The 21426-nt window shown below is 62.0% G+C and carries 19 protein-coding genes, 1 pseudogene and 1 riboswitch; of the genes and pseudogenes, 11 read left to right on the top strand and 9 right to left on the bottom strand.

The features are described from left to right. Window positions 1-101 precede the first annotated feature (101 nt). The 4 genes from OKB81_RS12010 to OKB81_RS11995 all read left to right on the top strand — a co-directional run bounded on the left by OKB81_RS12010 (window position 102) and on the right by OKB81_RS11995 (window position 5176). On the top strand, window positions 102-554 hold the full coding sequence (locus OKB81_RS12010; RefSeq protein WP_029313820.1) for a pullulanase: 453 nt from the start codon (window positions 102-104) through the stop codon (window positions 552-554). Window positions 555-758: 204 nt separating this feature from the next. Beyond that, complete coding sequence (locus tag OKB81_RS12005; protein ID WP_010673143.1) at window positions 759-2906, top strand: adenosylcobalamin-dependent ribonucleoside-diphosphate reductase; 2148 nt, start codon at window positions 759-761, stop codon at window positions 2904-2906. Window positions 2907-2915: 9 nt separating this feature from the next. Then, window positions 2916-3599 (top strand): TSCPD domain-containing protein, encoded by a 684-nt coding sequence (locus OKB81_RS12000; RefSeq protein ID WP_010673144.1) that lies wholly within the window; start codon window positions 2916-2918, stop codon window positions 3597-3599. 206 nt (window positions 3600-3805) lie between these two features. Further along, window positions 3806-5176 (top strand): PhoH family protein, encoded by a 1371-nt coding sequence (locus OKB81_RS11995; RefSeq protein WP_160838579.1) that lies wholly within the window; start codon window positions 3806-3808, stop codon window positions 5174-5176. A 66-nt stretch (window positions 5177-5242) separates the two neighbouring features. Here OKB81_RS11995 and OKB81_RS11990 read toward each other — a convergent pair. From OKB81_RS11990 to thiB, 4 genes and pseudogenes are all read right to left on the bottom strand, one after another. Then, window positions 5243-5347 (bottom strand): annotated as a pseudogene (locus OKB81_RS11990) (thiamine ABC transporter ATP-binding protein); the annotation flags it as partial. A gap of 49 nt (window positions 5348-5396) precedes the next feature. Further along, window positions 5397-6107 (bottom strand): thiamine ABC transporter ATP-binding protein, encoded by a 711-nt coding sequence (thiQ, locus tag OKB81_RS11985; protein WP_160838581.1) that lies wholly within the window; start codon window positions 6105-6107, stop codon window positions 5397-5399. Window positions 6108-6248: 141 nt separating this feature from the next. Further along, entirely contained in the window at window positions 6249-7877 is a 1629-nt protein-coding gene (thiP, locus tag OKB81_RS11980; protein ID WP_202395143.1) for a thiamine/thiamine pyrophosphate ABC transporter permease, read from the bottom strand. Continuing rightward, window positions 7853-8833 (bottom strand): thiamine ABC transporter substrate binding subunit, encoded by a 981-nt coding sequence (thiB, locus tag OKB81_RS11975; RefSeq protein ID WP_160838583.1) that lies wholly within the window; start codon window positions 8831-8833, stop codon window positions 7853-7855. Before thiB ends, thiP begins: the two co-directional genes overlap by 25 nt. Before the next feature lie 83 nt (window positions 8834-8916). Beyond that, window positions 8917-9007: riboswitch (TPP riboswitch) on the bottom strand. Window positions 9008-9098: 91 nt separating this feature from the next. Here thiB and OKB81_RS11970 point away from each other — a divergent pair. Further along, entirely contained in the window at window positions 9099-9389 is a 291-nt protein-coding gene (locus OKB81_RS11970) for a PilZ domain-containing protein (RefSeq protein ID WP_039041182.1), read from the top strand. A 51-nt stretch (window positions 9390-9440) separates the two neighbouring features. On the opposite strand, the gene OKB81_RS11965 is transcribed toward OKB81_RS11970, so the two are convergent. The 5 genes from OKB81_RS11965 to leuA form a co-directional block, all read right to left on the bottom strand. Beyond that, window positions 9441-10370 (bottom strand): hypothetical protein, encoded by a 930-nt coding sequence (locus OKB81_RS11965; RefSeq protein WP_042016676.1) that lies wholly within the window; start codon window positions 10368-10370, stop codon window positions 9441-9443. A 112-nt stretch (window positions 10371-10482) separates the two neighbouring features. After that, on the bottom strand, window positions 10483-11082 hold the full coding sequence (gene leuD, locus OKB81_RS11960) for a 3-isopropylmalate dehydratase small subunit (RefSeq protein ID WP_039041180.1): 600 nt from the start codon (window positions 11080-11082) through the stop codon (window positions 10483-10485). Between the two features lie 16 nt (window positions 11083-11098). Continuing rightward, on the bottom strand, window positions 11099-12496 hold the full coding sequence (gene leuC, locus OKB81_RS11955; RefSeq protein WP_160838585.1) for a 3-isopropylmalate dehydratase large subunit: 1398 nt from the start codon (window positions 12494-12496) through the stop codon (window positions 11099-11101). Between the two features lie 32 nt (window positions 12497-12528). Continuing rightward, window positions 12529-13614, bottom strand: coding sequence for a 3-isopropylmalate dehydrogenase (leuB, locus tag OKB81_RS11950; RefSeq protein WP_039041178.1), 1086 nt, complete (start codon window positions 13612-13614; stop codon window positions 12529-12531). Window positions 13615-13725: 111 nt separating this feature from the next. Next, a complete protein-coding gene (gene leuA / locus OKB81_RS11945; RefSeq protein ID WP_160838587.1) occupies window positions 13726-15288 on the bottom strand; it encodes a 2-isopropylmalate synthase in 1563 nt (520 codons plus the stop codon). 405 nt (window positions 15289-15693) lie between these two features. Here leuA and OKB81_RS11940 point away from each other — a divergent pair, with 405 nt between their 5' ends. From OKB81_RS11940 to ilvN, 6 genes are all read left to right on the top strand, one after another. Beyond that, window positions 15694-16317 (top strand): TetR/AcrR family transcriptional regulator, encoded by a 624-nt coding sequence (locus OKB81_RS11940; RefSeq protein WP_010673155.1) that lies wholly within the window; start codon window positions 15694-15696, stop codon window positions 16315-16317. Between the two features lie 125 nt (window positions 16318-16442). Beyond that, window positions 16443-16946 (top strand): phosphatase PAP2 family protein, encoded by a 504-nt coding sequence (locus OKB81_RS11935; RefSeq protein ID WP_039041177.1) that lies wholly within the window; start codon window positions 16443-16445, stop codon window positions 16944-16946. Further along, entirely contained in the window at window positions 16943-18052 is a 1110-nt protein-coding gene (locus tag OKB81_RS11930) for an MJ1255/VC2487 family glycosyltransferase (RefSeq protein WP_270805258.1), read from the top strand. The genes OKB81_RS11935 and OKB81_RS11930 overlap by 4 nt, the downstream gene beginning before the upstream one ends. Before the next feature lie 35 nt (window positions 18053-18087). Beyond that, a complete protein-coding gene (locus OKB81_RS11925) occupies window positions 18088-18240 on the top strand; it encodes a hypothetical protein (protein WP_010673158.1) in 153 nt (50 codons plus the stop codon). 390 nt (window positions 18241-18630) lie between these two features. Continuing rightward, complete coding sequence (locus tag OKB81_RS11920; protein ID WP_039041176.1) at window positions 18631-20349, top strand: acetolactate synthase 3 large subunit; 1719 nt, start codon at window positions 18631-18633, stop codon at window positions 20347-20349. Beyond that, window positions 20349-20843: an acetolactate synthase small subunit gene (gene ilvN / locus OKB81_RS11915; protein WP_010673160.1), complete on the top strand. Its 495-nt coding sequence runs from the start codon at window positions 20349-20351 to the stop codon at window positions 20841-20843. Before OKB81_RS11920 ends, ilvN begins: the two co-directional genes overlap by 1 nt. Window positions 20844-21426 lie beyond the last annotated feature (583 nt).

The raw sequence follows: 21426 nt of genomic DNA, 5'->3' as shown, positions 1-21426 counted from the left end.
ATCGATTGGATCGGACATACTGAGTACAGTGAAACCAGAATAGAGCAATTAGATCACATCTTTAATCTGATTGGTATCACAATAATTTGAGGAATGGACACATGTTCAAAAGAACAGTAACGATGATGCTGGCGGCGGGAACCCTGGTATTAGGCGGTTGCGCATCCAATGGTGGTGCAGAGCAGGCAGCGGCGGACAACAGCGACTTCGGCGGCAAGTCCATCTACCTGCGTGGTGAGATGAACGACTGGATGGCCACCGACGAAAGCAAGGTCGTCAAGGTTGCCGACAAGCTTTACATGGCCAAGGGGACGCTCAAGAAAGAGTGGGCTCCTTACAAGTTCAAGTTTGCCGACTCCGGCTGGAGTTGTGGCACCAACTTCGGTTACAAGAGCCCGAGCGATGGCGTTGCCGTGCTCGGCGGGGAACCTGTACCGGTCAACCCGTGCTCCAAGTATGAGGACATGAAGTTCTCGCCCGAGGCGGATGGTGTCTATGAGTTCTATCTGAATATGGCGGGTGAGACACCGAGCGTATACGTCAAGAAACCCTGAGATAGTCTCTCGCTTTAAATCTCTCGGAAATTGAACTGGTTAAATGCCCTGGCCCAGAAATCTGCTGGCCGGGGCATTTTTTTAGGATAGAATCGGCGCCCTCATGACGGATAAATCACAATATATTGTGTTTTAAGTTCTTAAATTTACTACTGGTAGTATTCTTGTCACGATATTGCCCCATTCACAGGAGGTTGATTGACCATGGCTAAATCCATTCCGGTACTGGAGGGCGTCACCGCCAGCCGCCAGATCCCTCTGCAGGAGACGTCTCTCGAGATCTGGGACAGCAAGTATCGTCTCAAGAGCAAGGATGGCGCCCCCATCGACGGCTCCATCGACGAGACCTACCAGCGTGTCGCTCGCGCGCTGGCTGCGCAGGAGCGCGAACCCGACACCTGGTATGAACCCTTCCTGTGGGCCCTGCGCAATGGTGCCATTCCGGCGGGCCGTATCACCTCCAACGCCGGGGCGTTTGAGCACAAGCCGGCGACCTCCACCATCAACTGCACCGTCTCCGGCACCATTGAGGATTCGATGGACGATATCCTCGGCAAGGTGCACGAGGCGGGGCTGACCCTGAAGGCGGGTTGCGGCATCGGTTACGACTTCTCGACCCTGCGACCGCGCGGAGCCTTCGTCTCGGGAGCGGGGGCCTATACCTCCGGGCCGCTCTCCTTCATGGATATCTACGACAAGATGTGCTTTACCGTCTCCTCTGCCGGTGGCCGTCGTGGCGCCCAGATGGGCACCATGGATATCCGTCACCCCGATGTCGTCGAGTTCATCCAGGCCAAGCGGGAGGATGGTCGCCTGCGTCAATTCAACCTCTCCCTGCTCATCACGGAAGAGTTCGTCAGTGCGGTGAAGGAGGATGCCCCCTGGCAACTGATCTTCCCCTACACCGCCAAGGAGGTGGAGCAGGATGGCATCGCGCTGGATGACCCTGCGAGGGTGGTCTGGGCGGACTGGCCCAACAAGGAGGGTGTGGTGATCAACGAGCTGGGTCAGGTGGCCTGCAAGGTCTACAAGACCCTGCCCGCGCGCAAGCTGTGGAACGTCATCATGACCTCTACCTACGACTATGCGGAACCCGGTTTCATCCTGATCGACAAGGTGAACCAGATGAACAACAACTGGTTCTGCGAAGAGATCCGTGCCACCAACCCCTGCGGTGAACAGCCTCTGCCGCCCTATGGGGCCTGCCTGCTGGGCTCGGTCAACCTGACCACCTTCGTGCGCGATCCCTTCACCGAGCAGGCCGCCTTCGACTGGCCCGCGTTTCGCAAGGTGGTGGCCATCTTCACCCGCATGCTCGACAACGTGGTGGAGATAAACCAGCTGCCGCTGGCCAAGCAGCGCGAGGAGATCACCGCCAAGCGTCGCCACGGCATGGGCTTCCTGGGGCTGGGCTCGACCCTCACCATGCTGCGCATCAAGTACGGCTCTGCGGCCTCCGTCGCCTTCACCGAACAGGTCTCCCAGGAGCTGGCGATGACCGGCTGGCAGGAGTCTCTGCGTCTGGCGAAGGAGAAGGGGCCGGCCCCCATCATGGAGCAGGAGTTCGAAGTCACCGGCAAGATGCTGCGTCTGCGCCCCGAAATGGCGGCAGATGGCATCAAGCTCGGCGACAAGGTGAAGGGCAAGGTGTTGCATGCCCGCTACAGCCGCTACATGCAGCAGGTGGCCGAAGTGGATCCCGCTCTGGTGGCCGAGCTGGCCGAGGTGGGCGGACGCTTCACCCACCACAGCAGCATAGCGCCGACCGGCACCATCTCCCTGTCGCTCGCCAACAACGCCAGCAATGGCATCGAGCCGAGCTTTGCCCACCACTACAGCCGCAATGTCATCAAACCGGGCAAGAAGAGCAAGGAGAGCGTGGATGTCTACTCTTTCGAGCTGCTGGCCTATCGCGAGCTGGTGAACCCGGCCGCCATGCCCTATGCCGAGGAGGAAGGTAGCCGCCTGCCGGATTACTTCATCACCGCGGACGACATCACGCCGACCGGGCACGTGGATATCCAGGCGGCGGCCCAGCGCTGGATTGACTCCTCCATCTCCAAGACCGCCAACGTGCCGACCGATTTTCCGTTCGAGCAGTTCAAGGATATCTACCTCTATGCCTCGGACTCCGGCCTCAAGGGCTGTACCACCTTCCGCTTCAACCCGGCCGCCTTCCAGGGCGTGCTGGTGAAGGAGAAGGATCTGGAGAACACCAGTTACGAGTTCACCCTGGAGGATGGCACCGTCATCACGGCGAAGGGGAACGAGGAGATCGAATACGATGGCGAGCTGCACACCGCCGCCAACCTCTATGACGCCTTGAAAGAAGGCTATTACGGCAAGTTCTGAGGACGAGACATGGTCAAGAAGATCGACAGAAAAATCGTCGCCTACAAGGTAAAAACCCGGGATGAGCCGCAAGATGCGCCGACGCCCCAGGATGACGTGGTGCACATGCATGAAACCGTGTTGCGCCCGGAGCGGTTGATGGGCACCACCTACAAGCTGAAAACGCCGGAGCATGTCTCCGAGCACTCGCTGTTCATCACCATCAACGACATCATTCTCAACGAGGGTACGGTGCACGAGACCCGGCGCCCGTTCGAGATCTTCATCAACTCCAAGAGCCTGGAGCACTATCAGTGGATAGTGGCGCTGACCCGCATCATCTCGGCGGTGTTTCGCAAGGGAGGGGACGTCACCTTTCTGGTGGAGGAGTTGCGCTCCGTGTTCGATCCCAAGGGGGGCTACTGGAACAAGGGCAAGTACGTGCCTTCGCTCATCGCTGAAATTGGCAACGTGATCGAAACCCATCTCACCGAGATCGGCATGCTCAAGGTGCCCGGGCTGGACGAGCACCAGCAGGCGTTCCTGGCCGAGAAGCAGGCGCAATTGCAGGCACAGCAACAGGCAGAAGAGCAGCCGGCGGGCAGCGGTTTCCCACCCAGTGCCGCGCTCTGCTACAAGTGCCACACCAAGGCGCTGGTGCAAAAGGATGGCTGCATGACCTGTCTCAACTGCGGGGATTCCAAGTGCGGTTGAGGTGCTGATTGCCACCTAAGGCCGGCGACATGCCGGCCTTTTCGTTGCTGATTTTATGTTCGAACGACGCCCATGATGGCAGCGATTTGTTGCGCACCGGTAAATTCGGGCGTAGCGTTGGGGGTAATAAAACTGTCACGGCCGTGTGGTTTCAATGACATCTGAGATTCACACACGTGGCACCTTCAGTGCCAAGGAGGATGCTTATGGACAACACGGACCGAAAGCTGTTTATCCTGGATACCAACGTTCTGCTTCACGAACCCCTCGCCATCTACTCCTTCAAAGAGCACGACGTGCTCATCCCCATGACGGTGCTCGAAGAGCTCGACAACATCAAGGATCGCCAGAAGGACGTCAGCCGTGATGCCCGCATCGCCATCCGTGCCCTGGAAGATGTCTTCCGCGATGCGACTCCGGAGCAGATAGTGCAAGGAGTGGCACTGGCCGGCGAGGCGAGCGGCCGTATCTCCATCTTCAGCGATCACCATCTGCCCCAGGATGCCGAGGTGTTCACCGACAAGGAGGCGGACAACCGCATCATCAACGCCGCCCTCTACCTGCAAAAGCACGAGATGAAGCGTCAGGTGGTGCTGGTCACCAAAGACATCAACATGCGCCTCAAGGCCAAGGGAGCAGGTCTTGCCCATGTGGAGGATTACCGCAGCGACCAGCTCATCGACGACATCCGCCTGCTCGCCAAGGGCTTCCAGGTGGTGCCCGGCAGCTTCTGGGAGCGGGTCGGCGAGTGCGACAGCGAAACCCATGGCCGCGACACAGTGCATGTGATCGACTCGAACCTGCTGGAGGGGGTGCACGTCAACCAGTACCTGCTGGACGAGGAGAACTTCTTTGCCGCGCGGGTACTGAGCCACGACGGCAACAAGATCCGCCTGAAAGATCTCGGCCGCGAGCGGCTGATGTCCCGCAAGGCCTGGGGGGTGCATCCCAAGAACGTCTATCAGGGCATGGCGCTGGATGCCCTGCTGGATCCGCACATCGACCTGGTGATCCTGACCGGCCCGGCGGGCTGCGGCAAGACCCTGCTTGCCATGGCGGCGGCGCTGGAGCTGGTGATCGAGAAGGGGATCTACGAGAAGGTGATCGTCACCCGCAATACCCCGGAAATTGCCGAGAGCATCGGCTTCCTGCCCGGGACCGAAGAAGAGAAGATGATGCCTTGGCTGGCGGCGGTGACCGACACCCTGGAGGTGCTGCACAAGCAGGACGAGAACATGAGCGGGTCGCTCAGCTACATCATGGAGAAGGCCAATATCCAGTTCAAATCGGTCAACTTCATGCGCGGGCGCAGCATCCAGAACACCTTCGTGCTGCTGGACGAGTGCCAGAACCTGACCGCGTCCCAGATCAAGACCATCATCACCCGCTGCGGGGAGGGGACCAAGATCGTCTGCTCCGGCAACCTGGCTCAGATCGACTCCAACTACCTGAGCCCGGTGACCTCGGGTCTGACCTACATCGTCGAGCGGTTCAAGGACTTCGACGGCAGTGCCAACATCTTCCTGAACGGGGTGGTGCGCAGCAGGCTGGCTTCGTTCGCCGAGGAAAATCTCTGATTTGACGGGATCTCTGCATGAGTAAGGGGAAGCCGGACGGCTTCCCCTTTTTTGATCCCGCCTATCTCATGCCTCTCTCGGTCGGCCCAGGTAGCGCAGCAGCCCGGGGTGATCGCTACTGTGCAGGATATCCGGCTTGCCCTGCAAGGCGATGCGTCCCGCGTCGATGAAGGGCATCGTCCTAGGAACGACAGGGAGAGACCATCTGCTTGTCAGCCCTTCACTGTGGCGCCAGAGCGCGGCCCAGGTAGCGCAGCAGCCCGGGGTGATCGCTGCTGTGCAGGATATCCGGCTTGCCCTGCAAGGCGATGCGTCCCGCGTCGATGAAGAGCACCTGATCGGCGATGAGCTGGGCATCCTCGGGGTTGTGAGAGACCATCAGCACGGTGATGTCCTGCTCGCAGGCGAGGCGGGCGACCTCCGCCAGCATCTCCCGGCGCAGGGCCGGATCGAGGGCCGAGAAGGGCTCGTCCAGCAGCAGCAGCGGCCTGCCCCGCACCAGGGCGCGGGCCAGCCCCACCCGCTGCTGCTGGCCGCCGGAGAGCTGCTCCGGCAGGCGCGTCAGCATCTCCCCCAGGCCCACCTTGTCAGCGGCCTCCTGCACCAGCCTTTTTTGGGCCGGATTCAAGCGCAGGCCGGGATGCAGGCCGATGGCGATGTTGTCGAACACCGACAGGTGCAGGAAGAGGTTGTGATCCTGGAACAGGGTGGTGACCGGGCGCTCGGCGGGGCCCAGTGACAGCAGATCCTGGCCGTCGAAGGTGAGGGTGCCCGACTCCACCGGCACGAAGCCCGCGATCATGCCGAGCAGGGTGGACTTGCCGGCGCCGCTCGGACCGATGAGGGCGGTGATCTCCCCTTTGGGCAAGGTCGCACTGAAGGTCACCCGCCAGTCGGGATAACTGGTGACCAGTTCCTCAATTACCAGCATGTTTGGCTCCTGAATGTCGTTTTATAGAACAACAAGTAAGAAAAATTGATGAAAGGCAGCGTGAGTGACTGCCCCAAGGGGCGCCCCAGGGACGTGCCCAGCCGGATCCTGGGGGCGGGGAGGCGGCAATGCCGCCGGGGATCAGTGATCCACATGCCTGCCTCCCAGTCCCCGCTCCACCAGCCAGAACAGGGAGAAGCAGAGGGTGAGCAGCAGCAGGGCGGTGGCGGCCGCCTCGGTCAGCCGGTAGCTGCCGAGCTGCTGATAGAGCAGCCAGGGCAGGGTAGTGAGGGTCTGGCTGCCGAACATGGCGATGGCCCCGAGATCCCCTAGGGACAATATCATCGAGAGCGCCATGGCCAGGGCCAGCGGACGGCGCAGCAGGGGCCACTCCACCAGGCGCAGGCGATGCAGGCCGCGCACCCCCAGGCTGTCCGCCAGCCTATCGTACTGGCGCACCACCAGTTGCATGGGGGCCGAGAGGGTGCGCAGCACATAGGGCAGCGCCATCAGGGCGTTGACCAGCACCACCAGCCAGGGGCCCAGGGCAAAGACGTCGGTGAAAGGCATGAACAGGATGAAGAGGCCGGTGGAGAGCACCACCGCCGGGATCATCAGGATCATGGAGCCGCTGGCCTCCCACAGGGCGGCGGCCCGCCGTTTGCGATCCCGCACCCTCAGATGTCGGCTGGTGAGCAGCAGCCCGGCGCCGAGCAAAGTGGCCAGGGAGCCCGCCGCCAGGGCTATGCCCAGGGACTGCCCCCCTGCTTGCCACAGCCGGGGTGAACCGAGCGCCGCCAGCAGACCGGGGTTGAACCCGGCGACCACGATGGCCAGCAGGGGCGGCAGGAAGATGGCGAGCCCCATGGTCAGGGCCAGGCCATCCACCAGCGCGCAGCCCTTCTGGTGTCTGTCGGGACGCAGGCAGGGGCGACGGCTGGTGAGGCGACTGGCCGGGGTGGTCTGCAGCTTGTGTTGCAGCAGGAGCAGGGCCAGGGTCAGCAGCAGTTGCACCAGGGCGAGCCCGCCAGCGGTGGCGAGATCGAAGTCAAAGCGCAGCGCCTGGTAGACAGCTACCTCCAGTGTGGTGGACTTGGGGCCGCCCCCGAGCGCCAGCACTGTGGTGAAGCTGGTGAAGCAGAGCATGAAGATGAGGCTGGCGAGCCCCGGCAAGATGCCGCGGATGAGCGGCCACTCCAGCAGCCGGAAGATGTGGGAGGAGCGCATGCCGAGCTGACTGGCGAGGCGCCAGGAGGACTCGGGGATGCTCTCTATGCTCTGCAGGATGAGGCGGGCGGCCAGCGGCATGTTGAAGAAGACATGGGCCAGCAGGATGCCGAACAGGCCGTAGAGATAGTTGCCGGGATCCAGGCCCAGGCCGTGCAGCAGTTGCGGCAGCCAGCCCTGACGACCGTGCACCGCCACCATGCCGAAGATGGCGATGATGACCGGCAACACCAGGGAGAGGCCGAATAGCTTGAGCAGCAGGCGGCGTCCGGTGAAACGGCGTCGCGCCAGGGCTCTGGCCACCGGGATGGCAAGCCCCAGGCTCAGCAGGGTGGAGAGCAGTGCCTGCCAGAGGCTGAAACCCAGCACGTGGCGCAGGTAGGGATCGCCTAGCAGGGCGCGGGGGGAGAGGGCCCCCGCCTGCCACAACAGGGCGACCAGCGGCCCAATGGAGAGCAGCAGGATGACCAGGGTGGCGGCACTGCCGGGCAGCCACCAGAGGGTGCGACGACCTGAACTCACTGGGTGACGGCTTGCAGCCATTCGCGGATCCACCCCTTGCGGTTGGCGGCCACCTCGTCAGAGCTGAAGGTGAGTGGCTTAGCTACGGTGATCATCTGTTCGAACCCCTTGGGCAGCGCCACGTCTGTCACCGGATACATCCAGTTGCCGCCGGGGATCTCGTTCTGGAAGGCGGGGCTCACCATGAATTGCAGGAACTGGTCAGCCAGTTTGCCCTGTGTGGCGCCCTTGAGCTTGGCGGCTACTTCCACCTGGCGGTAGTGACCCTCCTCGAACGCGGCCGCCCGGTACTGGGGTTTGCTCTCGGCAATCAGGTGATAGGCGGGGGAGGTGGTGTAGGAGAGCACCATGTCCGCCTCGCCGTCGAGGAACATGCCGTAGGCCTCTGACCACCCCTTGGTGACGGTGACCGTCTTTTTGGCCAGTTGCGCCCAGGCGGTCGGTGCCTCATCCCCGTAGACCGACTTCATCCAGAGCATCAGGCCCTGACCCGGGGTGGAGGTGCGGGGATCCTGATAGAGCACCTTGATATCGGGACGTGCCACCAGCTCCTTCAGGCTCTTGGGGGGCTGCTTGAGCTTGTTGCTGTCATAGACGAAGGCGAAGTAGCCGTAGTCATAGGGGACAAAGGTGTCGTCCTGCCAGCCACCCGGTACCTTGAGGCCATCGAGCTTGGTGGAATGGGGGGCGAACAGGCCGCTCTGCTTGGCTTCGCTGATGAGGGCATCGTCCAGCCCCAGCACCATGTCGGCCTTGCTGTGCTGGCCTTCCAGCCGCAGGCGGTTGAGGATGGCGACGCCATCCTCGAGGGGTACCAGATTGAGGATGCAGCCGCACTCCTTCTCGAAGGCCTGCTTGATCTTGGGACCCGGCCCCCATTCGGCGGCGAAGGAGCCGTAGGTGTAGACGGTGAGGGTGTCGGCGGCAAACGCCTGGGCAGAGAGCAGGCTGGTGGCGATCAGCAGCAGGGTCTTCATCAATGGCACTCCTGTGGATGTCGGGGTGCTCATCAATGGCACCTCGCGTGTGGTGAGCGCCGGCGGATGAGGGCACAAAAAACGCGCGCCATGCCTCAAATTCCTCCGCCAGCATTATCTGGATCAGGTTCACGGGTATAATCTCAGCGGTAAACCGCACCCCGTTTGAGCAACGCATCGCATTGTATTGGCGTTCCTGGGGGGAGGCCAGCACTATGTTTCACGGGCCGCATCGTGCGAGCCACCACCAAGGAGGAAGTCCCCAGTGATCACCAGCACCAAGGAAAGACGTGCCTTCCAGCGCATGGTCATCAATGCCCCCGTCACCCTGTTCCAGCATCAGCAGGTGCTGGAGGGGGTCTGCCGGGATCTCAGCGCCAACGGCATGGGCGTCGAGGTGAACAAGCACGCGTTCGATCTGGCCCAGCCCATCCGGGTGAGCCTGGCGACCAGCAGCAATCTTCTGCCTCCCTTCGAGGCCCAGGCTCGCATCGTGCGGGTGCTGGAGGAAGAAGACGGTCTCCTGCTGGCGCTGGAGTTTCTCTCCCTCACCTGAGACCCGGGCGCCCGTCCTCCTCGAGACAGGCCAGCCATGGGCTGGCCTGTCTCATTTCCCCTCATCCTGCACCGGCTGCACGCTCAACTGGCCGCTGTCGACCAGCGTCTTGCTGGTGGGCGCGAGCTGGCCCATGGGCAGCTGGGCCGGGCCGGTCGGCTCCATCAGGAGGTAGGTCTCCCCCGCCCGGCTCAAGGTGGCCTCCCCCGGTTTGGCTGGCAGGGCCACCCCCAGCAGGGCGTGTCCCGGCACGAACACCATGGCCTGCTTGAGATCGGGATACCCCTGGGCCAGCAGGGCGGCCATCAGGGTCACCTTGCTGTCGCAATCCCCCCGGTTCTGCTCCAGCACCTGGCGCGGGCTCAGAAACCCCTTGCCAGAGCGGCCCGACTGGCTGTCGAGCAGTTGATAGGGGATGGCCTGGATGAAGTCGAGCATGTGGGCCACCGTCTTTTGGCGCGCCTCGGTCTCGGTGGCCCCTTCCTGCTTGAGCTGCTCCATCAACGGGGCCAGTTCGTCCCGGCTCTCCAGGGCGATGCGCACATGATCCTGCTTGATGGCGGGAGCGCCGTCGGGGGCAGTGAAGGGCTGGAAGTAGTGTTGCGTGAGCCAGGCAGCCTCCAGTTTGGCCTGCTCGGGCTTGACCCATTGGGAGGCTTCCCGCGCCTTGTCGGCGTTGCGGCTCTTGATGCTGAGGCTCATGGCGGGGCGCACGAGGGAGAACTGCACCTCGGGGAACGCCAGGGGGGCCTGTTGCAGCAGGCTTTGCAGTACGTCTTCCTGCATCCTGGCCGGACGGTAAGCGATGAGAGGGGGCAACTTGCCCGCCTCCAGCCGGTAGCTGAGCTGCTGCGCCTTGCCCTCTCTGTCCTGCCAGCCGACGTTGAGCTGACCGCCACTGTTGGTGAAAGAGGTCTGCCCGCCCAGGGCCGGGAGGCTGAGCAGCAGGCAGAGCAATGAAAGGGCGCCCCTTGCGGACATAGGTGTCTCCTGTCGGACATGCAGAGGTGGCGGGCTTTGTACAGCGACCCGACAATAAAACAGGGAGCCTCGGCTCCCTGTTGATTCTACTCGCTTTCTTGTCGCAGGCTCGTCAAATCCAGCTTGGCTGCTTCGCCTCGAAGGCGCTGATGGCGGCCTCATGCTGCAGGGTCAGACCGATGGCATCCAGCCCGTTGAGCAGACAGTAGCGACGGAACTCGTCGATTTCGAAGCCGAACGTGAGGCTGCCTGCACGCACCTGGTTGGCCTCCAGATCCACTTCGATCTCGATGCCCGGCTGGGCGGCGACCAGCTGGAACAGGGCGTCGACCTCCTCCTCCTTCAGACGAACCGGCACCATGCCGTTGTTGATGGCGTTGCCGTAGAAGATGTCGGCAAAGCTCGGGGCGATCATGGTCTTGAAGCCGTAGTCCGCCAGCGCCCAGGGGGCGTGCTCGCGACTCGAGCCGCAGCCGAAGTTCTCGCGGGCCAGCAGGATGCTGGCACCGGCGAATTGCGGCTTGTTCAGCACGAACTCCGGGTTGGGCTGCTCCCCTGCATCGTCCAGAAAGCGCCAGTCGTGGAACAGGTGCTTGCCAAAGCCGATGCGGTTCACTTTCTGCAGGAACTGCTTGGGAATGATGGCGTCGGTGTCGACGTTGGCGCTGTCGAGGGGAACGACGATCCCTTTATGCTGTTTGAAACCTGTCATCATGTTCTCCTTGTCGTTACAGCGCACGAATGTCGGCGAAGCGGCCGGTGACGGCGGCGGCGGCGGCCATGGCCGGGCTCACCAGGTGGGTGCGACCGGCACGACCCTGACGCCCCTCGAAGTTGCGGTTGCTGGTGGAGGCGCAGCGCTCCCCCGGTTGCAGCCGGTCGTTGTTCATGGCCAGACACATGGAGCAGCCGGGCAAACGCCACTCAAAGCCTGCCTCGATGAAGATCTTGTCCAGCCCCTCGGCCTCGGCCTGGGCCTTCACCTGCTCGGAGCCCGGCACCACCAGGGCCTGTACCCCGGCGGCCACCTTGCGACCGCGGGCGATGGCGGCAGCCGCGCGCAGATCCTCGATGCGGCTGTTGGTGCACGAACCGATGAACACCTTGTCGATGGCCACGTCGGAGAGCTTCTGGCCCGGTTGCAGGTCCATGTAGGCGAGGGCCTTGCGGGCGGACTGCTGCTCCACCGGATCGGCGAAGGATTCCGGTGCAGGGATGGGCTCATTGACGGCAATCACCTGGCCCGGGTTGGTGCCCCAGGTCACTTGCGGGGCGATGTCGGCGGCGTCGAGCACCACTTCGGCGTCGAAGTGGGCACCTTCGTCGCTCTTGAGGGTCAGCCAGTAGGCGATGGCCTGTTCCAGCTCCTCCCCCTTGGGAGCGAACTCCTTGTCACGGATGTAGTCGATGGTGGTCTGGTCGGGGGCAATCATGCCCGCTTTGGCGCCGAGCTCGATGGCCATGTTGCACACCGTCATGCGCCCTTCCATGGTGAGCCCCTCGATGGCTTCACCGGCGAACTCCACCACGTAGCCGGTCCCGCCTGCATGACCCACCTTGCCGATGATGGCGAGCACCACGTCTTTGGCGCTGATGCCTGCGGCCAGCTTGCCGTTGACAGAGATACGCATGGTCCTGGCACGGCCCTGTTTCAGGGTCTGGGTGGCCATCACGTGTTCCACTTCGGAGGTGCCGATACCGAATGCGAGCGACCCGAAGGCGCCGTGGGTGGCGGTGTGGGAGTCACCGCAGACGATGGTGGTGCCGGGCAATGTGATGCCGAGCTCGGGGCCCATCACGTGGACGATGCCCTGGTACTTGTGGTTCAAGTCATAGAGACGAACCCCGAACGCCTTGCAGTTGGCGGCGAGTGTCTCCATCTGGATGCGGGCCATCTCGCCGGAGGCGGCGATGTCCTTGGTGGTGGTGGAGACGTTGTGATCCATGGTGGCCCAGGTCAGATCCGGGCGACGCAGCTGGCGGTTCATGGCGCGCAGGCCGTCGAATGCCTGGGGGCTGGTCACTTCATGCACCAGATGACGGTCGATGTAGATGAGAGGGGTTTCCCCTTCCACTTCCCGCACCACGTGGGCGTCGAACACTTTCTGATAGAGGGTCTTGGACATTGCTCGGTTTCCTTGTTATCGATGCCGTGGGATCAGATGCGCGCGGCGATCTGGCTGCCCATGTCGGCCGTGCTCTGCACCGGGTGCGTGGCGCTGGCCTGATGCAGGTCGGCGGTGAAATAGCCTTCTGCCAGGGTCTGGGCCACGGCCTGCTCGATGGCCTGGGCGGCGGCTTCCTGGCCGAGACTGTAACGCAGCATCAGGGCGGCGGAGAGGATCTGGGCGATGGGATTCGCAATCCCCTTGCCGGCGATATCCGGGGCCGAGCCACCGGCCGGCTCGAACAGGCCGAAGCCGGATTCGTTGAGGCTGGCGGAGGGGAGCAGGCCCATGGAGCCGGTGATCATGGCACACTCGTCGGAGAGGATGTCACCGAACAGGTTGGAGCAGAGCAGCACGTCGAACTGGGACGGATCCTTGATGAGCTGCATGGTGGCGTTGTCGATGTACATGTGGTTCAGGGCCACGTCCGGGTAGGACTTGGCGACCTCGGTCACCACCTCGCGCCACAGGATGGAGGAGGCGAGCACGTTGGCCTTGTCGATGGAGGTGACCCTGGACTTGCGCACCCGGGCCGATTCAAACGCTATCTTGGCGATGCGCTCGATCTCGAAGCGGTGGTACACCTCGGTGTCGAAGGCCTTCTCGGTGGCGCCTTCCCCTTCACGCCCCTTGGGCTGGCCGAAATAGATGCCGCCGGTCAGCTCGCGCACGCAGGCGATGTCGAAGCCGCGATCGGAGATGTCGGCACGCAGCGGGGAGAACTGCTCCAGACCGGTGTAGATGCGGGCCGGGCGCAGGTTGCAGAACAGTTTGAAGTGGGCACGCAGGGGCAGCAGGGCACCGCGCTCCGGCTGATCGTTGGGCGGCAGGTGCTCCCACTTGGGGCCACCCACCGATCCGAACAGCACCGCATCGGCCGCTTCGCAGCCTTTGATCGTGCTCTGGGGCAGCGGTGTGCCGTGGTTGTCGATGGCGATGCCGCCGACGTCGTGACGGTCATAGTCGAGGGAGAAGCCGAATTTGGTCTGCACCTTTTCCAGTACCTTGATGGCCTCAGCCATCACTTCCGGGCCAATGCCGTCACCCGGCAATACTGCGATCCGATAACTGCTCATACTCTCTCCGTCTTGATAGTGTGATTCCGTTTCATCCGGGAGGCCGGTCCGGGCCACTGCCCTGGCCCCGGTCCTCCCCATGTCATGCTGTCATCTTGTCCGGCGGCGGGCTCAGACGGTTTCCGATTTGATGGTGTGGTTGCGCTCCATCTGCTCGGCCACCTGGTCCGCGCGCCAGATGCTGTTGATCACGTGGACCAGGGCCTGGGCCGAGGATTCGATGATGTCGGTGGCCAGCCCCATGCCGTGGAACTTACGCCCCTTGTACTCGGCGACGATGTCCACCTGGCCGAGGGCGTTCTTGCCCTCGCCCTTGCCCTTGAGTTCGTATTTATCGATGCGGATCTCGTAGCCGGTGATGCGGTTGATGCACTGGTAGACCGCATCCACCGGGCCATTGCCGGTGGCGGCCTCGCACACCAGATCCTGGCCTACCTTGAGCTTGACCGAGGCGGTGGCGAGCACCGAGCTGCCGCTCTGCACGCCGAGGTACTCCAGCTTGAAGTGCTCGGGCTCCTCGTGGATCTGGCTGAAGAAGGCGAGGGCCTCCAGGTCGTAGTCGAACACCTGGCCCTTCTTGTCGGCCAGGGTGAGGAACTTGGCGTAGAGATCGTCGAGGTCGTAGCTGCTCTCGGCGTAGCCCATGGACTCCATCCGGTGCTTGATGACGTGGCGGCCGGAGCGGGAGGTCATGTTGAGGTTGTTCTGGGTGAGGCCGATGCTCTCGGGGGTGATGATTTCGTAGGTGTTCTTTGCCTTGAGCACCCCATCCTGATGGATGCCGGAGCTGTGGGAGAAGGCGTTGGCCCCGACGATCGCCTTGTTGGGCTGCACCGGCATGTTGCAGAGCTGGCTGACGAGGGTGCTGGTGCGGTGGATCTCGTGGTGGCGGATGTTGGTGTGCACCCCGAGCAGGTCGGCGCGGGTTTTCAGGATCATCGCCACCTCTTCCAGGGAGCAGTTGCCCGCCCGCTCGCCGATGCCGTTGATGGTGCACTCGATCTGGCGGGCCCCCATCTGCACGGCGCCGATGGAGTTCGCCACCGAGAGGCCCAGATCGTCGTGGCAGTGCACCGAGATGATGGCCTTGTCGATGTTCGGCACCCGGTTGAACAGGGTGTGGATGATGCCGGAAAATTCGGTCGGCACCGTGTAGCCCACGGTGTCCGGAATGTTGATGGTGCGGGCGCCGGCCTTGATGGCGGCCTCCACCATGCGGCAGAGGTTGTCGATCGGTGTACGACCCGCATCCTCGCAGGAGAACTCCACGTCGTCGGTGTAGCGCAGGGCGTGCTTGATGGCGCCGACCCCCATCTCCAGCACGTCTTCGAAGCTCTTCTTCAGCTTGCTCTCCACGTGGATGGACGAGGTGGAGATGAAGGTGTGGATGCGAAACGCCTCGGCCACTTTCAAGGCCTCGCCGGCGGCGTCGATGTCTTTTTGCAGGGCGCGAGCCAGGGCGCAGACCCGGCTGTTCTTGATGTGGCGGGCTATGGTCTGCACCGATTGAAAATCGCCGGGGGAGGAGACGGGGAAACCCACTTCCATGATGTCGACACCGAGCCGTTCCAGCGCCTGGGCAATCTGCAGCTTCTCCTTGACCGTCAAGCTGGCCGACAGCGCCTGCTCGCCATCACGCAAGGTGGTATCGAATATGATGACTCGATCTGACATGTGACTTCCCTCTTCCTAAGTTCGGTGCGTGCATCCTGCATGGCATAAAAAAACCCGTGCGGGGTGCACGGGTTTCTGTAAATTCCGGCTATGCCTTAGCCCGGCTACAAGGATCCCGCGCGAGGAGTCGCGATTAGGGAGAGCAGTAGTAGCGGGGCGGCAATACGCATGATGTCTCAATCCTTCCAGTCGATAACGCTACTACCAATAACGAGATTTTTATGCTGTGTCAACCGGAATGGACAGGTTCAATCCACTGGTTTATTTAATCGGATTGTAAAGGAGTGCAAATTCTCTTGTCCCATATTCGGTTCATGCCTGATTATCTGGTCATTCCTGCTGTACTCGATCACCCGCACAATCAGATCGACTTATCAGCCCTTGCTGAATTATCTGAGGTATTCCATGGAAAAACGCAGACCTGGCCGTCCAGTCGGACGTTCCGACATTCGTGACAAGCTGCTTGCCGCCGCACGCGAACGTTTTCTCAACACCCCCTACAGCAAGGTGACGACCCGCGAGATTGCCGAGCTGGCAGGCTCCAATCTGGCGATGATCCACTACTACTTCGGCAGCAAGGAAGGCCTCTACAAGGCGGTGCTGGGGGATGTGGCCGAGCCCCTTGAGCAAGCCTGGCACGACGAGAGCAGCAACCGCAGCCTGACCGATCTGCTCAACACCTACTATCAGGTGATGGCGCCCAACAGCGAGCTGACCTCCGCCATCTCCAGCGCATTGTCCACCGAAAAGAGCCCGGGGCGTGATTTTGTGCTGAGCCGCCTGCTGGATCGCCAACTTCCCCAGTTCGATGCCCTGCTCGAATCCATGCGCTCCAACGGCCAGCTGGCGGACAACCTGGACCCTGAGATGCTGAAGATCTCTTTCCTCAGCATGATGTGGCAGCCTTTCGTGATGAAGGATCTCTACGAACAGGTGTTTGGTCTGACGGTGGACGAGCACTTCATGAGCCGCCTCGCGGCCCACAACTGCCGCCTGATGGAAAACGGCCTGCGCGGTGCCCTGAACTGACTTTTTCGGGATGACGGATGAAAAAGGGCCCCTGGGCCCTTTTTTTCATCAATCTGTTATCTGGGCGTCAACGAAGTGTCATGCCGCCCTCCTAGTCTGCACTCAGGATACAAGGGAGGGCCGTGATGAACAAGATCCAGCAATGGGACCTGCGGGTGTGCCGTGTCTGCCTGCTCCACCCCTACAATCAGCCGCAGGCCAGGATAAGCCGGCTTGTCTCCCGTACCGGTGACGGCCCCCTCTATGCCGTGGCGGCCTGCCTGCTCTGGTGGCAGGGGAGCGCCGGGCAGGAGGCGGTCAGGGTGGCGCTCTGGGCGTTTGCCCTCGAGTTGCCGCTCTACCTGCTGCTCAAGAATGCCCTCAAACGCCAGCGCCCGGCAGGGCTGCCTGTCTTCATCACCCCGTCGGATCGTTACAGCCTGCCCTCGGGCCATACCGCGGCCGCCTTTCTGATGGCGACCGTACTGGCCGCCAGTTTCCCGCTCTGGGCACCGCTGCTGTTTGTCTGGGCCGCGCTGGTGGGGGCGTCCCGCCTGCTGCTCGGGGTGCATTATCTGAGCGATCTGGTGGCCGGGGCGCTGCTTGGCGGTGGTTGCGCCCTCTGGGCGCTGGGTTGGAGCCAGGGATGAGGATACTGTTCGGCGTTCAGGGGACCGGCAACGGCCACATCAGTCGTAGCCGGACCCTGGCGCGCGCATTGAAGAGCAGGGGCGTGGCGGTGGACTATCTGTTCAGCGGGCGCGCCGCCGACGGTTACTTCGAGATGGGGGAGTTCGGGGATTATCGCACCTTCCCCGGTATCACCTTCGCCAGCCATCAGGGGCGCATCTCGGGCTGGCGTACCCTCAAGGGACTCTCTCCCCTGCGTTTCTGGCAAGATCTGCGTGCCCTCGATTGTCGCGAGTACGATCTGGTCATCAGCGACTTCGAGCCGCTCAGTGCCCATGCAGCTCGCCGCTGGGGCAAACCCAGCCTCACCATCAGCCATCAGGCGAGCTTCGACTGGCCGATCCCGCGCTGGGGGGAGAGCGGCTTCAACCGCCAGCTGATGCGCCATTTTGCGCCGGTACGCCAGTCCCTGGGGCTGCACTGGTTCCATTTCGGCCAGCCCCTGCTGCCTCCCATCGTCGATCCCCTCGAGCCGGTGCCGGACAACCAGCAGATCCTGGTCTATCTGCCATTCGAGCAGACAGAGACGATCGCGGCCCTGTTGTCGCGTTTCAGCACGCAGTCGTTCATCTGCTTCCATCCCGAGGTGCGCAAGCGTAGCGAGTGGCGCAACATCCGCTTTGAACCTCAGGCCAGAGAGGGGTTCAAGCTGGCGCTGGCCGGTTGTCGCGGGGTCATCAGCAATGCGGGATTCGAGCTTGCCTCCGAGGCGCTCTCCTTGGGCAAGAAGCTGCTGGTCAAACCCCTGGGTGGCCAGTTCGAGCAGTTGACCAACGGCAGGACCCTGGAGCTGATGGGGCTGGCCCAGTTGATGGACATCCTGGATGCCAATGCGGTGCGAAGCTGGCTGGAGGCCCCTTCTCCTGGCAGGGTACGCTATCCCGATGTGGCAGGAGAGCTGGCCGACTGGTTGCTGGCCGGGGCCGGGGAGGAGGTGGGGGCGCTCTCCCGCCGCCTCTGGGGCAGGACTCTCTTTCCGGAGGAGGTGTGTGACAGCCTGGGGGAGCTTGCCAGCCGTACCGGCCAGGAGCGTCCCTGGTTATCCCAACTCAGCGCCTTTGACTAAACTGAGTCGATCCCACCACGGAGAGGACGGACAGCATGCGCTTTACCAATGAAAACGGCGACACCATGACTCTGGCAGACAATCTCACCCTGCATGAGCTGCTCGACATGGGTGTCAGCATTTCGGTCTGCGAAGAGACGGATCCGGATCAGCAGATCTGGCTGGCAGAACCCGAAGACGAGCAGTGAAACCAGCCAGTTTTTGACGGCCCACCCCCTCGAGGTGGGCCGTTTATTTTGTTCCTGACCGACGCGGGCAGCATGATCCGCTGGTTGTTCCCCCCAGGGCCCCTCTTTGTTGCCCGTCTGGTGGCCAAGTCACTGAATGTTAATAGCTGTTTGAAATTTATGACTGTTATGGCCAGACAAAGCCGTGGACAAGCGTTCACGGGCGGGTTAAGTTGGTTTTTCACCCGCTTTTCGGGTGAATGATGGAAAACCCCTATTTTTCTACTATCGACGGCTCCGAACTCGCCTGATCTGCCTGCAGACAACAACAAGACTCGGATCGGCGCTGCCGGGAAGCAGCGGACTGTCGATAGCTTTCGCTTAACGGAGCAAAGCCTGGAGGGCTTTATCATGGAGATGTTATCAGGCGCCCAGATGGTGGTTAGAGCGCTGGAAGATCAGGGAGTGGAACACGTTTTCGGCTACCCTGGTGGCTCAGTGCTCGACATCTATGACGCTCTCTTCGAAAACGGCAAGATGGAGCATGTCCTGGTGCGGCACGAGCAGGCCGCAGTGCACATGGCGGACGGTTACGCCCGCTCCACCGGCAAGGTGGGCACTGTGCTGGTGACCTCGGGTCCCGGCGCCACCAACTGCATCACGGGGATCGCCACCGCCTACATGGATTCCATTCCCCTGGTGATCCTGTCCGGCCAGGTGCCGACCAGCATGATCGGGGAGGATGCGTTCCAGGAGACCGACATGATCGGCATCTCCCGCCCGGTGGTGAAGCACAGCTTCCTGTGCAAGAAAGCCAGCGACATTCCCGAGGCCATCAAGAAGGCCTATTACATTGCCGCCAGTGGCCGCCCGGGGCCCGTGGTGGTGGATCTGCCCAAAGACGTGCAGAATCCGAAAGAGAAGTTCCCCTATCAGTATCCCGAGTCCGTTTCCCTGCGCTCCTACAATCCGACCAAGGCCGGACACAAGGGCCAGATCAAGCGGGCTGCCAAGCTGCTGACCGAGGCGAGCCGCCCGGTCATGTACGTGGGTGGCGGCGCCATCAACGCCAATGCTGATCACCTGGTGACCAAGCTGGCGGAGCTGCTGAACCTGCCGGTGACTACCACGCTCATGGGGCTGGGCGCCTTCTCCGGCACCCATCCGCAATTCATCGGCATGCTCGGCATGCACGGCACCTTCGAAGCGAACAAGAGCATGCACAACGCGGATCTCATCTTCGCCGTGGGTGCCCGCTTCGATGATCGCGTGACCAACAATGTCAGCAAGTTCTGCCCCAACGCCACCATAGTCCACATCGACATCGACCCCACCTCCATCTCCAAGACGGTACAGGCCCATGTGCCCATCGTCGGCTCGGTGGAAACCGTGCTGGAACAGATGCTGGAAGTGATCCGCGAGTGCGGCTTTGACAACGACAAGCAGGCGCTGGCGGACTGGTGGGAGCAGATCAACCAGTGGCGCTCCCGCAACTGCCTGGCCTACGAAACCCATCCCACCCTGATCAAGCCGCAGCAGGTCATCGAGACTCTCTACAAGGTGACCAAAGGGGAGGCGTTCGTGGCTTCCGACGTGGGCCAGCACCAGATGTTTGCCGCCCTCTACTACCCGTTTGCCAAACCGCGCCAGTGGATCAACTCTGGCGGTCTCGGCACCATGGGCTTTGGCATTCCCGCCGCCATGGGGGCCCAGTTTGCCAACCCGGAAGCCGTGGTCTGCTGCGTCACCGGCGACGGCTCGGTGCAGATGAACATCCAGGAGCTCTCTACCTGCATGCAGTACGGGGTGCCCATCAAGATCATTTCCATCAACAACCGTGCGCTGGGCATGGTCAAGCAGTGGCAGAAGATGTTCTACGGTGGCCGCCACAGCCACTCCTACATGGAATCCCTGCCTGACTTCGTCAAGCTGGCGGAAGCCTATGGCCACGTCGGCATCGCGGTGAGCGATCCGGCGGAGCTGGAGAGCGCCATGGAGAAGGCCTTTGCCATGAAGGACAGACTGGTGTTCATGGACATCTCGGTCGATCCGGACGAGCACGTCTATCCGATGCAGATCAAATTTGGCGCCATGGACGAGATGTGGCTGAGCAAGACGGAGAGAACCTGATGAGACATATAATTTCCGTTCTGCTGGAGAACGAATCCGGTGCCCTGAGCCGTGTGGTAGGCCTCTTCTCCCAGCGCGGCTACAACATCGAGACCCTGACGGTGGCCCCCACCGAGGATCCCACCCTGTCCCGCATGACCATCGTCACCATGGGGGATGAGCGGGTACTGGAGCAGATCCAGAAGCAGCTGCACAAGCTGGTGGACGTGCTCAAGGTGTGCGATCTCAGCGAAGGGGAGCACATCGAGCGGGAGATCGCGCTGGTCAAGGCGCGCGCCGCCGGTGGTGCCCGTGACGAACTGAAGCGGCTGGCGGACATCTTCCGTGGCCAGATCGTCGACGTCACCCCCGAGCTCTACACGGTGCAGCTCGTCGGGACCAGCGAAAAGCTGGACGCCTTCATCAAGACGGCTGCCCAGACCAACGAGATCATCGAAGTGGTGCGCTCCGGTGTCTGTGGCATCTCCCGGGCGGACAAATCCCTGCGTCCCTGATGTGGCCGGATGTGAAAATAGCTGTTCAAGGGCTCTTCGGAGCCCTTTTTCGTGTCTGGCAGCGTTGCGGGCAAGTGGGGGCGCCGGTAGGGATGCTGGCCACAGCATCAGGAGGTTATCGAGGGGGTGAAAGAGAAGGGGGAAGAGAGGGGCTTCACCTGTCATTTTCTTTCAAATGATCGGTAAACTATCCACAAAAGCTGTGGAAAACTCTGTAGATTAGCGGTGTGTCTGGCGTTAGTCGCATGATCTTAAAGGGATATTTCAATTTGATCCTGGCTGGATCGCATTTGTGCAATCCCCTGGCGAGGGTGTGAGCGTTTGCTTATCCCTCGTGCCTTGCCAAGGGCGGAACGCGGATCTGTTCGTGGATCCGGACGGGATCCCGACCTGATCTAGCGGATCAACATTTCTGGGCGCGAGCCATAAAAAAACCCGCCTCTCGGCCAATGCTGTTCACTTAAGAGAATTTGAGTTCCAGTCCACGTAGTATCAGGGCTAAAAAATGGTTCTTCGCGGGATCTTGGGGAAGTGGAAGTTGACAGACAGGGTGCTGGTAAACTGGCTGTCTCCAAACACACCA

Source organism: Aeromonas sp. QDB56 (assembly GCF_027705505.1).
GTDB lineage: Bacteria > Pseudomonadota > Gammaproteobacteria > Enterobacterales > Aeromonadaceae > Aeromonas > Aeromonas caviae.
The sequence above is the reverse complement of the archived record's forward strand: the minus strand, read 5'-3'. Positions and strand labels throughout refer to the sequence as shown.